We start from the raw sequence: 13,194 nt of genomic DNA, 5'->3' as shown, positions 1-13,194 counted from the left end.
GTAGGTCAGGACGCGAAGGGGTTCGCCGGCGGCGGCGAGGGTCTGCACCGGCGGAGGCGTCGGCTTCGCGTACAAGGGCGGAGGTTTTGCGCCAACTCGCTTGTTATGCGCCCGAGTTAATGTGCGACGATCTTATGTTCAAGAGATTCGCAGCGGGCTCACAGCCGATGTCGGCGCTTCACCGTTCTCTTTCCGCTTCCGCGGTCTGCCCAGGAGGTCCGATTGCAGCCCAGACGTATCTCCGCTCTCCCCCGAGCGTTACGCCGTTCCCCTCTGCTCATCGCCTTTGCCCTCGGCTCGTTGCTCGTCGGGGCCACGCCATGGCTCGGCGTGGCGAGTGCCGGGCCGGGTGGCGGCCCCGACGGGGCAGCGCTCCGGCCGGCGTCCGCACCAGTCGGCCAAAAGGCGGCGAAGGCGTCGCCGCATCACGCCGTGGCCCCGGCGAACGCCATGGAGCCGGCGGCTCCGCTACTCGACCGGACCGGATGGACCGTCACGGCGAGCGATGAGGAGACCGCTGCCGAGAACGGCCGCGCGGCCAATGTCCTCGACGGCAATGCGGCCACCATCTGGCACAGCAGGTATGCCGGCACCCCGGCCCCGCTGCCGCACAGCATCACCATCGACATGAACCGCACGGCGGTCGTCTCCGGCCTCGTCTACCTGCCCCGCAACGACGGCCCCAACGGGCGCGTCGGCGAGTACAGCATCAGCATGAGCGCGGACGGGCAGAACTGGGGCAGTCCCGTCGCCACCGGCACCCTCGCGGACGACGCCGCCGCCAAGACCCTCGGATTCGCCCCGACGGGCGCCCGGTTCGTCCGCCTCACCGCTGCCACCGAGGCCGGCAACCGAGGCCCGTGGACCACCGCCGCCGAGCTCAACCTGCTCGGCGACCCGGGAACCCCGGCCGCCACCGTCGACCTGCCCCGCACCGGATGGACGGCCACGGCGAGCGATGAGGAGACCGCCGCCGAGAACGGCCGCGCGGCCAACGTCCTCGACGGCAACGCGGCCACCATCTGGCACAGCAGGTATGCCGGCACCCCGGCCCCGCTGCCGCACAGCATCACCATCGACATGAACCGCACGGCGGTCGTCTCCGCCCTCGTCTACCAGCCCCGCAACGACGGCCCCAACGGGCGCGCGGGCGCGTACACCGTTACCACCAGCACCGACGGGACCACCTTCGGCGCCCCGGTCGCGGCGGGCACCTGGCGCGACGACGACACCGTCAAGACCGCCACCTTCACCCGCACCGCGACCGCCCGCTACGTACGCCTGACCGCGACCGGCGAGGCCGGCAACCGCGGGCCCTGGACCACGGCCGCCGAGATACGCCTGAGCGGACCGGCCAACCCGGCCACCCACGGCGCCTGGGACCGGACCATCGGATTCCCCCTCGTACCGGTGGCCACCGCCGTCCTGCCCGGCGACAAGCTCCTGGCCTGGTCGGCGTACGCGGTCGACCGCTTCGGCGGCAGCAACGGCTACACCCAGACCGCGATCCTCGACCTGAAGACGGGCAAGGTCACCCAGCGCCGCGTCGACAACACCGGCCACGACATGTTCTGCCCGGGCATCGCGATGCTCGCCGACGGCCGGGTCCTGGTCACCGGCGGCAGCAACGCGGAGAAGGCCAGCATCTACAACCCGGCCACCGACACCTGGTCCACGACCGGCAACATGAACATCGCCCGCGGCTACCAGTCGATGACCCTGCTCTCCACCGGCGATGCCTTCGTCCTCGGCGGGTCCTGGAGCGGAGCCCCGGGCGACAAGGCCGGCGAGGTCTGGTCCCCGAACACCTCCACCTGGCGCAAGCTCCCCGGCGTCCCGGCCACTTCGACCATGACCGCCGACCCGGCCGGCCCCTACCGCGCCGACAACCACATGTGGCTGTACGCCACTTCGGGCGGCAAGGTGCTCCAGCTCGGCCCGAGCAAGCAGATGAACTGGATCACCACCGCCGGGAACGGCAGCATCACCCCGGCCGGCACCCGCGCCGACAGCCAGGACGCCATGACCGGCAACGCCGTCGCGTACGACATCGACAAACTGCTCACCCTGGGCGGCTCGCCCGCGTACGACAACGTGCCCGCCACCCGGCGCGCGTACACCGTGAGCATCAACGGCGGCCAGGTCCAGGCCGCGCGTACGGGCGACATGGACCAGGCCCGCGCCTTCGCCAACAGCGTCGTCATGCCCGACGGCAAGGTCGCCGTCTTCGGCGGCCAGTCGTACCCCGTGCCGTTCAGCGACGCCACCTCCGTGCTGACCCCCGAACTGTGGGACCCGGCGACCGGCAGCTTCACCCCGCTCGCCACCATGGCCATCCCGCGGAACTACCACAGCGTGGCGAACCTGCTGCCCGACGGCCGGATCTTCTCCGGCGGCGGCGGCCTCTGCGGCGACTGCGCCACCAACCACGCCGACGGAGCCGTGTTCACCCCGCCGTACCTGCTCAACGCGGACGGCTCACCCAAACCGCGTCCCGCCATCACCGGCGGCGTACCGACCCGGGCCCCCGCGGGCACTTCGCTCACGGTCACCACCGGCGGGCCGGTGGCCTCCTTCGTGCTGATGCGGGCGGCGGCCGCGACCCACTCCACCGACAACGACCAGCGGCGCGTCCCCCTGACCTCCACCCCCGCGGGCACCAACACCCATACGGTCTCCATCCCGGCCGACAGGGGCGTCGTCCTCCCCGGCACCTACATGCTCTTCGCCCTCAACGCCCAAGGAGTCCCCAGCACCGCCCGCTTCATCACCATCCCCTGACCCCCACCACTCCCGACCACCACCTGAAACCCCCTCGCCCCACCCCGTCACCGAGGCGGGGCGGGGGCGAACCCACCCCCGTACGAGCGGGATCAGGGCGAGCGCACCGACGGGATTCCTCAGGCGCCGGAGGCGGATTCGGTGAAGGCGCCGGCATCGCGCTGGGCGGGCAGGCTGTCGGCGAATGCGGAGGCCTCGACCAGAACGGCCCGGAGCCCGAGCACCACGCGAGGGCGCCCTTCAGCGGTGGGTCGCCAGGCCTGTATCCGATCTTACGGAAGGACACATGAGATGCGTTTCGGAGTCTTCATGGCACCGTTTCACACGGCTCGGGGACAGAACCCCCTCACTGCTTTCGCACGGGACGTGGCCACCCTTCAGCAACTCGACGAGCTCGGCTACGACGAAGCCTGGATCGGCGAACACCACTCCGGCGGATCGGAGTTGATCGCCAGCCCAGAGATCTTCATTGCGCACGTCGCAGCCCAGACCAAACACATCAGGCTGGGGACCGGCGTGCTCTCTCTGCCGTATCACAACCCACTGTGGGTGGCGGACCGTGCGATCCTGCTCGATCACCTCACCCGGGGCCGATTCATGCTCGGCCTCGGCCCCGGCTCCCTCCCGACGGACGCGACGATGATCGGCATCGACCCGGTCTCACAGAGGTCTGCGCTCGAAGAGGACACCGACGTCCTCATCCAGTTGCTCACCCAGGATGAACCCGTTACCAAGAAGACCGCCCGCTACAACCTCGTCGAAGCCAGATGCCAGTTACGCCCGTACACCACACCCTGCTTCGAAGTCGGCATCGCGGCGATCGCCTCGCCGTCCGGCCCACGGATCGCAGGCAAGCACGGGTTGGCGCTGCTGTCCATCGGCGCGACCATGGTCGGCGACCTGGACATGCTCGCCGCGCACTGGAGCGTGATGGAAGAACGATCCCATCAGTTCGGCACCATGATTGAACGCGCCGCATGGCGACTGGTCGGACCGATGCACATCGCCGAAACGAAAGAACAGGCCTACAAGGACGTCGCGTACGGACTCGATGACTGGTGCCGCTATCTGCAGTATGAAGCTGCGGTACCGCACTTCGAGCCCGGCGGCTCGACGCTGAAGGAACGCATCGACTGGATCAACGAATCCGGCATGGGCGTAATCGGCACACCGGACGACGCGATCCGGCACATCCGCCTGCTGCAAGAGCAGTCCCACGGCTTCGGCTGCTACCTCATGATGGCGCACGAATGGGCGAGGGCAGACGCCACCCGTCAGCACTTCGAACTGTTCGCGCAGCAGGTCGCCCCGCACTTTCAAGGCAGTCTCGAACGTCTCGACGCCGCACGAGCCCTCGCGGTCGGGCGCAGGGAGGCGCTGTACAGCCGCATGGGCGACGCGCTTGACGAGGCGAAGGCCCGACATGCCGCCGAGCAGGCGGCCAGGGCCGACGGTCTGCAGCGACCCGGCCCCGACTTCGGAGAACGCACCTCGGAGACACCTGAGCCCTGACGGTCCGCGAGAACAGAACTCCGGCGCCGGCTGTCGACCCGGCCCGGCCCGGTGGTCGCTCCGCCCGGGTTGCCGAACCGGACGCCAAGGCAGCCGCCGAGTTCCTGCCCATGGAGGCCCGGCACCGGCAGCCATGCCGGCAGGGCCGGCGCGACGGACAGGCTCCGCTCCTCCCCGGCGGCGGGTTTCCCGGCGGCGCCGGGGACGCGCTCGGCCGGCAGATCCGTCTCCGACGAGGGCCTCTCGCTCATGACCTCCGGGGGCGCGGGTACCGGCCGCCCTCCGCTGCCTCCGGGGGCAGGGCCGGATAGGGCGCCAGTTGCGCTGTGAGGGTCAGCCGGACGGAGTCGACCGTAACGGGAACCGTGCGCGCGCAGGACGACCGTGCCGGTCAGGCGGCCTCCCGGTTCCGCCGGTTCGCCGCTCTGGGCCACCTCGGCGGCAGGTGGCGGAATCACCCGGGAATGTCCGGCGGCCGGTGATGGGCGATGACGGCCCGGGGCCGCCCGGTGCGGGGACGGCGACGGCCGGGCTCATGACCATCCGTACCCTGCCGGCCGGCGGCGGGGATCCGGCCGCGTACAGGGGGCCTTGCCGGGGGTGCGCGGTGCCGTCTGCGCCAACCTCCAGCGCCACACCGAAGGCGGCCGCGGCGGCGCAGTGTTCGGGCGGGTTCGGGGCTTCGGTGGCGAGCCCGCGGCCCGCTTCCTCGCGGATGTCAGAACAGGCTGTTGGTGTGGGGGAGTACAGGCGGGATGGGAGCGATGACGTCCCAGTGTTCGACGATCTTGCCGTCGGTCACCCGGAAGAGGTCGTAGTACGCCACCGGGACACCGAACTCGCCCTCGGACTGGACCAGGACGAACTCGCCCTCGGCGATGACCTTGTGGACCGTCTTGTAGAGGAGGTTCTTGCCCTGCTCGGCCCATATCGCGGCAGCCGCTCCGAAACCGGCCAGGCCATCGGCGGCCTCCGGGTTGTGCTGGTGGTACGTCTCGGTCGAGATGTAGTCGGTGAGCACCGAGTAGTCGGCCCCGACCAGGACCTTCCGCGCGAAATCGGCGACCAGCGCGCGGTTGGCCCCGGTCGTCTCCGGCGCGGTGACCTCGGCGGGGCCGTCGGTCTGCGAGCGGCCGGAGGCGGTGTCCTCGACCACCGGGGCCAGGGCGTCCCAGTGTTCGGCGAGCCTGCCGTCGGCGTCGACGCGGAAGATGTCGAAGGCGACCAGCGGGCCGGGGCCGAAGCCGTGGTACGTGCCGTGCAGGGCCACCAGGTCGCCGTCGGCGATCACCCGGGCTCCCTCGTAACGGAAGCCCTCCGGCAGCCCGGCTATCAGCTCTCGCAGGGCCTCGGGGCCGTCGGCGGCCAGAGAGCTGTGCTGGCGGTAGTCGGCGGCCACCCAGCGGTCCACCGCGCTCGGGTCCTTCCGGCCGAACAGGTCGGCGGTGGCGGACAGGACGGAGTTCCTGGCATTGCTCATGACGGATCGTCTCCTCGGGGAGGTCGGGTTATGGATGGAAGGCCGGGCACGGGGCGTCGTCGGACGCCGGTCGAGTACGGCGGTCGGGGAAGCGGACCGGAATCCGAGCCGCCCACCGGGCGGCGCCGTGGAGGTGTGCGGCAGCAGCGTCGGCACAAGGGGGTGATGCACAGGTGACGGAATCTCTTTCCTCTTTCCGACAATCCCTTGCTGCTGGACGAGCTGACCCTCTCAAGTTAGCGGCCATGAGCAGGATGAATCAGATACGCTGACGACTTACGATGGTCAAAAAGCGACACGATGCCGCTCATGGCATCCCGGAGATCTTCTTTGCCGCACCTGTCGGAACCCCCGCCGGCGTCGAAGTGCTGCACCTCGCGGACCTGCGTCGGCGCGTACCCGCCGAGCGGCTCGGGGCTCCCCGGCGCCCGGAATTCCACCAACTGATCACCCTCACCGAGGGAACCCTGCGGCACACGGTCGACTTCACCGCCTACGCACTCGACCCCGGTCCCTGGCTCTGGGTGCGCCCCGGCCAGGTCCAGCAGTGGGACGATCTCACCCAAGCCGAAGGCACCCTGATCCTGTTCCGCCGGGACTTCCTCGACCCGGCCACCACCGACGGCGCCCGACTGGAGGATCCGCACGCCCCGATCCTGCGGCGGCCCCTTCCCCACGATGTCGCGCCCCTGAGGCTGGCCACCGACCACCTCACCGCAGAGTTCCACGCCCTTGGCCGCCTGCCCCTGGAGGTGCACACCGCGGCCCTGCGCCACCTGCTGGCGGTTCTCGTCCTGCGTCTGGCCCACCTCACCACGCCCGCCGGCAGCCCCGCGCCCGAGCTGGACGCCACCTATCTACGGTTCCGTGACGCGGTGGAGAAGGACTTCAGCCGCACCCGCCGGGTCGAGGACTACGCCGAGGCGCTCGGCTACTCGCCGCGCACCCTCTCCCGGGCCACCCTCGCCACCGCCGGCCTCGGCGCCAAGGAGTTCATCGACCGTCGTGTCGTCCTCGAAGCCAAACGCCTGCTGGCCCACAGCGACCGGACCGCCGCGCGCATCGCCGACCAGCTGGGCTTCTCCAGCGCGACCCACTTCAGCAAGTACTTCAACCACCGCACCGGACAGACCCCGATCGCCTTCCGCGACACGGTCCGCGGACACCCCGCGAGGTGAAGTCCCGGACGGCCGCCCGCCCGGTGCGGCTCCGGCACGGGGGTGACCCTCGGCGCGGCCCGGCCCGCGGCACGCGTGCCGGAGGGCTCCTCGCCCGCGGGCGCCCGTCCCCACCGTCACGTTGGGCAATACTGAGCCGCGGCAGGGGTGACGCACGGTCGAGCGCCGTGACGGCGGCTTTTCGAGAGGAGTCCGAACGGGTGGAACCGGTGAGGTTTGCGGTACTCGGGCCGGTCCGGGCCTGGCGGGCCGGAACCGAGCTCGATCTCGGACGCCCCCAGGAGCGGGCGTTACTGGCACTGCTGCTGATCCGGGCCGGACAGCCCGTCCCGTTGAGCGACCTCGTCGCCGCGCTCTGGGGGCCCCGGCCGCCCCGGAGCGCGGTCAACGTGATCCGCCGCCATGTCGGTTCGCTGCGCCGGCTGCTGGAGCCCGGCCTGCCGGTCCGGGCCACCGGTCGTCGGCTGGTCCGGGCCCCCGGCGGCTACCGGCTGGTGACGGACGCGGACTCGCTGGACCTGCTGGAGTTCCGGCAACTCCACGAGGAGGCCCGGGAAGCCGCCGCCGAGGACGCACCCGTGCGGGCGCTGGACCTCTTCACCGAGGCCCTGGGCCTGTGGCGCGGACCGGTCGCCACCGGACTCGCGCCCGAGACCCGGGCACTTCTGCCGCTGGCAGCCCTGGAACACGAGCGCCTCGTGGTCGTACGCGAAGCTGCGGACACGGCGATCGCGGCCGGCCGGCCCTCCGCGGTCCTGCCGGAAGTGCGCAGGACCGCGGCGGACCACCCACTGGACGAGCCGGTCCAGGCCCGGCTGATGCTCGCGCTGGCGGCCACCGGCCGGCGCGCGGAGGCGCTGAGCACGTACGATACGGTCCGCGAGCGGCTCGCCACCGATCTGGGGATCGACCCCGGACCCGAACTCCTCGACGCACACCGCACCGTGCTCATCGACGCCGCTCCCACCGCCGCCCCGTCCCGGCCGTATGCGCAGGCGCTGCCGACCCCCGCCCAACTGCCGCACGACCTGCCCGCGTTCACCGGACGCCGGGCGGAGCTGGACCGGGCACTCGCCCTGTTCCCCGACGGCCCCGGCACGGTCGCGATCGCGGCGATCAGCGGCATGGCGGGCGTCGGCAAAAGCACCTTCGCCGTCCACCTGGCCCACCGACTGGCCGACCGCTTCCCCGACGGGCAGCTCTACGTGAACCTGCGCGGCTACGATCCCTCGGGGGCGACCGTGCAGTCGGTGGACGCAGTCCGCGGCTTTCTCGACGCGCTCGGCGTACCGCCCGAGCACATCCCGCGCTGCCCGGACGCCCAGGCGGGGCTCTACCGCAGTGTCCTGGCCGGCCGGCGCGTCCTCGTCCTGGTGGACAACGCCCGCGACACCGAGCACGTACGGCCGCTGCTGCCCGGCACCTCCGGCTGCCTCACCCTCGTCACCAGCCGCAACGAACTGTCCGGTCTGGTCGCCGCGCACGGTGCCCACACACTGACATTGCGCCCCTTCGACGGCGAGGAGGCGCGGGAGCTGCTCGCCCACCGCATCGGCGTCGAACGCGTCGCTGCCGAAACCCGCGCGGTGGGCGAGATCATCCGACGCTGTGCAGGTCTGCCGCTCGCGCTGACCTGCCTCGCCGCCCGCGCCGCGGCCCGCCCCCACTTCCCGCTGGCCACCGTCGCCACCGAACTACGCGAAGCGCACGGCAGCCTTGACGCCTTCGCCATGCCCGACGTCTCCGTAGACGTCGGTACCGTCTTCTCCTGGTCCACAGGCGCCCTGTGCGCCGACTCCGCCCGCCTCTTCCGGCTCCTCGCACTCCACCCGGGACCGGACCTCACCGCACCCGCCGCAGCCGTTCTCGCCGATATTCCGGTACGGCGGAGCAGAGCGCTGCTCGCCGAACTCGTCGGCGCCCATCTGCTCACCGAGCACGCACCCGGCCGCTACGCGTTCCACGACCTGCTCCGCGCCCACTCAGCCGAACTCCTCCGCACCCGCAGCACCGGGACCGAACGCGGGGACGCCGCACACCGGCTGTACCAGTACTACGCGGCCACAGCGCACGCCGCCCACGCGCTGCTGGCGCCCGCCGCGGACCCCGTCCCCGACCCCCCGAGTGCGACGGCCGCCGGGGCGGTGACCGACGACCGGAGCGCGCTGGCCTGGCTCACCGCCGAATACGCCGTGCTGCTCGCCGTCGTCGCGGCAGCCGCCGCGTCCGGCCACGGCCGGACGGCGTGCGGGCTCATCTGGTCGCTGGAGCCGTTCTTCGACCGCCGGGGACACTGGCACGACGGGCTGGCCGCCCACCGCACCGCGCTCGACCTGGCACGGCGCCTGGACGACCCGCGGACCACCGCCCGGGCCCTGCGCGGACTCGCCCGCGCCGAGGGCCGGATCGGCCTGCACGACCAGTCCCGCCCGCGCCTGGCCGCCGCCCTGGACCTGGCCGTCGAGCTGAACGACGACATCGGCCGGGCCCACACCCACCGCAGCCTCGGCTGGGAGAGCGACCAGCAGGGCGATATCGACGGCGCGTTGCGCCACAACCGGCTGGCGCTCGACCTGTTCACCGGTGCCGGGCACCGGCCGGGTCGGGCTTCCGTACTGAACTCCGTCGGCTGGTACCACGCCCGGCTCGGCCAGTACCGCGAGGCACTTCACCACTGCTACCAAGCACTGACCATGCTCCAGGAGCTGGGGGACCGTTACGGAGAGGCCGCCACCTGGGACAGCATCGCCTACGCCCACCACCACCTGGGGCGCCATCCGCAAGCTCTCGCCGGCTATCGGAACGCCCTGCTCCGTTACCGTGAGCTCGGTGTGCCGTACCTGGAGGCCGAGACCCTGAAACGCATGGGCGACACCCATCTCGCGACCGGCGGCGTCGAGGCCGCCCGGGATTCCTGGGGGGAGGCGCTCACCCTCTTCACCGAATTGGGGCACCCCTTCGCCGAGCAGCTCAGCGCGCGGCTGGACGACCGGCGGAGCGGATGGGCCGACGTCGGACCGACAGCCTGAGACAGTGCCGTCCGACCGGCCCGATCCGAGCACGGGCGGCAGGCCCACGACGCACCCCGCTCCGGGCGGAGGGCGGGTGGGCCGCGGCCGAGGATTCTTGCCCGCCCGTGCACGGTTCGTGGCCCGTCGGCGCATGGCACGCCCGTTCCCTCGACCGCGCCGTACCCTTCGGGCAAGGGGCAGGCCGGGTCGGTGCGAACGGGGATGGCGGCGGTGCTGCGGTTCGAGGTACTGGGACCCCTGCGCGCATGGCGCGGGGAGAGCGAACTCGACCTCGGGTCCCCCCAGCAGCGCGCCCTGCTCGCCCTGCTCCTGGTGCGGGCCGGCCGCCCCGTACCGTTCGGGGAGATCGCCGATGCCCTGTGGTCCGGCTGGCCCCCCGCGAGCGCGGCGAACGCGGTACGCCGGCACGCGGGCTCCCTGCGCCGGCTGCTGGAGCCGGAGACCGCGCCGCGTACCCCCGGCCGACGTGTACTGCGGCACGGCGGCGGCTATCTGCTGCACGCCGAGAGCGCCGAGGTCGATCTGCTGCGGTTTCGCGAGCAGGCCGGACGGGGCACCCGGCTCGCCGCCGCCGGACGGCCCGATTCCGCGCTGCGGGAGTTCACCGAGGCGCTGGGCCGGTGGCGCGGGCGGGTCGCCGAGGACGTACGCGAAGCGGTCCGCGCCCACCCCTCGTTCACGGCAGTGGAACGCGAACTCGTCCGGGCCACGGCGACCGCGGCCGATCTGGCCTTGAGCCACGACGGCACCGCGCAGATCCTGCCGAGCATCAGGAAGGCCGTCGTCCTCGCCCCCCTGAACGAGTCGCTGCACGCCCGGCTGGTCCTCGGTCTCGCCGCGGTCGGGGCCCGGACGGAGGCGCTCGCCGCCTACGAGACCGCGCGCCGCCGGCTCGCCGCCGAACTGGGCTCCGTCCCCGGGGCGGAGCTGAGCGCGGCCCACACCCGGGTGCTGCGTCAGCAGGTGCGGCGGACGAGCCCATCCGTGCCCTTCCGCCCCGCTCCCACCCAACTACCCGCCGATCTTGCCGTTTTCACCGGCCGAGCCGCGGAACTCGCCGCTCTCACCGCTGCCGCCGACGACGCCGAAGGCACGGCCGGTGCTGCGGCGGCCGTCGTCATCGGGGGAATTCCCGGAGCGGGCAAGAGCACCCTCGCCCTCCGCTGGGCCCACCAGGCCGCCGCCCGCTTTCCCGACGGTCAGTTGTACGTCGAACTCGGGGGATTCGACCCCGTCCGCCAACCGCTCGACCCCGCGGAAGCCCTGCGAGGCATGCTCGTGTCGCTCGGCGTTCCCGCCGGAGGGCTACCGGACACCGACGACGCGCTGGCCGATCTCTACCGAAAGCTGATGGCCGGACGTCGCGCACTCGTCGTCCTCGACGATGCCGCGGGAACCGATCAGGTGCGAAGACTGCTGCCTGCCGCGCCGGGCTGCCTCACCCTCGTCACCAGCAGGCGCACCCTGTCGCCCCTGGTGGCCCGCGGCGCCCGCCCGCTGCGGCTGCGCCCCCCGCCCACCCGGGAAGCGGAACATCTGCTGGCGCGGCGGATCGGAGCGGCACGTGTCGCCGCCGAAACCGCGGCGGTCCGGGAGATCGCGGCCCGCTGTGGACACCTTCCGCTGGCGTTGGCCGCCATCGCAGCCCGCGCTGTGGCCCGTCCGCGTTTCCCGCTCGCCGCCCTCGCCGGGGAACTCCGGTCAGGCAGTGGGCTTGACGCGTTCCCGGCCGGTGTCCGCACCGCGTTCCGGTGCTCGTACCGGGCGCTGTCGCCAGAGAACGCCGGGCTCTTCCGGCTGCTGCCCCGGCACCCGGGACCCCGGATCACACCGACGTCGGCAGCGGCACTCACCGAATCGCCCGTCCTCGATGCCCGCGCCCGTCTGGGCGCGCTCGCCGGCGTCCATCTCCTCACCGAGGACGGGCCCGCGCACTACGTCCTCCATCCCCTGCTGCGCCTGTTCGCCGCCGAACTGGCCGAGGAGCACGGCTCCGACCGGTGACATCCGGCGTCACTTTTCTTGCACACCCGCCTGCCTACGCTCCAGGCGGAGTGGACGAGGCCCCCACGGCACTGCCCGGTGCCCCCGCGCCGGCGACGAACCCGCAGGTCATAAGCGCTCCCACTCCCGGCTCCCGTTCAGACAAGCCCCGGAGGTAAGGGCAGAAGATGCACTCCACCATCACTCCCCGTCCCGACGAACCAGCCCCGATGGGGCCGGAGGCGAAGCGCCGGTTGCCCCACGGCCTGCACGTGGTCACATCCGAAGCCACCCCGACCGCCCTGCCGCGCACCGCCAGACCCGTCAATGGCATCGTGGCGGGCCTCGCCCGGCGTCCGGTCCGGTTCGTCGCCCGGGACAGCGGTGAGTACCTCTTCGTCGGCGTACACGGTGGCATCACGCCCTGTCTGCAACTCCCCGCGGAGATCGCCCTCGCTCCCGGCGACATCTGCTTCTACGACGCCCATCAGCCGACGTCGCTCGACTTCCCCGCAGTGTTCCGCACCAAAGTCTTCCTCGTGTCGCGCACCGCACTCGGGCTGTCGGAACCGGTCCTGCACGGACTCAACAGGTCACCCGTCACCGGTGGCTCGCGCCTCGGTGCCCTGCTGTCGCCTTTCCTCTCCGGTCTCGCCGACTCAGCTGCCCACTCCGAGCCCGCTGTCAGCGAGGCACTCGTGCGCGACGGGGTGAACCTGCTGGCCACGGCCGCCGCCGAGCAACTGCGACGTGCGGAGCCACCGTCCTGCGGTGTCGAGCTGTCGCTCCTGTCCCGGATCCTCGACCACGTGGAGCTGCACCTGGCCGATGCCGGCCTGTCGCCGGAGATGATCGCCGACGCCAACCACATCTCCGTCCGCTACCTGCACAAGTTGTTCCAGGAGCAGGGGCTGACCGTCAGCCGCTGGATCCAGCGCCGGCGTCTGGAGGAGTGCCGTCGCGAACTGCTGCCGCGCGGCGGATCCCAACGGACGATCGCCGCCGTGGCGGGCCGCTGGGGTTTCGTCAGCCCTCCCCACTTCAGCCGGGTGTTCCGGGCCGCGTACGGGATGTCGCCCAGTGAGTGGCGGGAGACCTCGGGCCGGCGCACGGAAGGAGACCGGGGCTGATCCGTGGGCAGATATCCGGACAGCCGTACACGCGGACCGACGTACGGGCGGACGCGTATACGGGCGGACGCGTGTACGGGCGACCGGACCTCCGGGGT

The 13,194-nt window shown here is 72.0% G+C and carries 7 protein-coding genes; 6 read left to right on the top strand and 1 reads right to left on the bottom strand.

Features of this window, described 5'->3' with window-relative positions; genetic code table 11:
• The first annotated feature begins 432 nt into the window (after positions 1-432).
• Entirely contained in the window at positions 433-2,781 is a 2,349-nt protein-coding gene (locus ACIQ9E_RS08150; RefSeq protein WP_403703758.1) for a discoidin domain-containing protein, read from the top strand.
• A 291-nt stretch (positions 2,782-3,072) separates the two neighbouring features.
• Positions 3,073-4,293 (top strand): LLM class flavin-dependent oxidoreductase, encoded by a 1,221-nt coding sequence (locus ACIQ9E_RS08145; protein ID WP_403703756.1) that lies wholly within the window; start codon positions 3,073-3,075, stop codon positions 4,291-4,293.
• A gap of 718 nt (positions 4,294-5,011) precedes the next feature.
• Here ACIQ9E_RS08145 and ACIQ9E_RS08140 read toward each other — a convergent pair.
• Positions 5,012-5,773, bottom strand: coding sequence for a nuclear transport factor 2 family protein (locus ACIQ9E_RS08140; protein WP_403703753.1), 762 nt, complete (start codon positions 5,771-5,773; stop codon positions 5,012-5,014).
• Between the two features lie 281 nt (positions 5,774-6,054).
• Here ACIQ9E_RS08140 and ACIQ9E_RS08135 point away from each other — a divergent pair, with 281 nt between their 5' ends.
• The 4 genes from ACIQ9E_RS08135 to ACIQ9E_RS08120 all read left to right on the top strand — a co-directional run bounded on the left by ACIQ9E_RS08135 (position 6,055) and on the right by ACIQ9E_RS08120 (position 13,096).
• Positions 6,055-6,951, top strand: a complete 897-nt coding sequence (locus tag ACIQ9E_RS08135) for a helix-turn-helix transcriptional regulator (protein ID WP_403703750.1) — start codon at positions 6,055-6,057, stop codon at positions 6,949-6,951.
• A 200-nt stretch (positions 6,952-7,151) separates the two neighbouring features.
• A complete protein-coding gene (locus ACIQ9E_RS08130; protein WP_403703747.1) occupies positions 7,152-9,980 on the top strand; it encodes an AfsR/SARP family transcriptional regulator in 2,829 nt (942 codons plus the stop codon).
• A 204-nt stretch (positions 9,981-10,184) separates the two neighbouring features.
• Positions 10,185-11,987, top strand: a complete 1,803-nt coding sequence (locus ACIQ9E_RS08125; protein ID WP_403704067.1) for a BTAD domain-containing putative transcriptional regulator — start codon at positions 10,185-10,187, stop codon at positions 11,985-11,987.
• Between the two features lie 251 nt (positions 11,988-12,238).
• Entirely contained in the window at positions 12,239-13,096 is an 858-nt protein-coding gene (locus tag ACIQ9E_RS08120) for a helix-turn-helix domain-containing protein (RefSeq protein ID WP_403703744.1), read from the top strand.
• Positions 13,097-13,194 lie beyond the last annotated feature (98 nt).

Source organism: Streptomyces sp. NPDC094448 (assembly GCF_044763775.1).
In the GTDB taxonomy this organism is placed as follows: Bacteria; Actinomycetota; Actinomycetes; order Streptomycetales; family Streptomycetaceae; genus Streptomyces.
Note: the sequence above shows the minus strand (reverse complement) of the source record. Positions and strands in the feature narration are given on the sequence as shown.

Bases quoted from the DNA above. Each gene is read 5' to 3' on its own strand.
- ACIQ9E_RS08135 (WP_403703750.1), top strand. From the start codon at position 6,055: ATGGTCAAAAAGCGACACGATGCCGCTCATGGCATCCCGGAGATCTTC.
- ACIQ9E_RS08145 (WP_403703756.1), top strand. From the start codon at position 3,073: ATGCGTTTCGGAGTCTTCATGGCACCGTTTCACACGGCTCGGGGACAG.
- ACIQ9E_RS08125 (WP_403704067.1), top strand. From the start codon at position 10,185: ATGGCGGCGGTGCTGCGGTTCGAGGTACTGGGACCCCTGCGCGCATGG.
- ACIQ9E_RS08140 (WP_403703753.1), bottom strand. From the start codon at position 5,773: ATGAGCAATGCCAGGAACTCCGTCCTGTCCGCCACCGCCGACCTGTTC.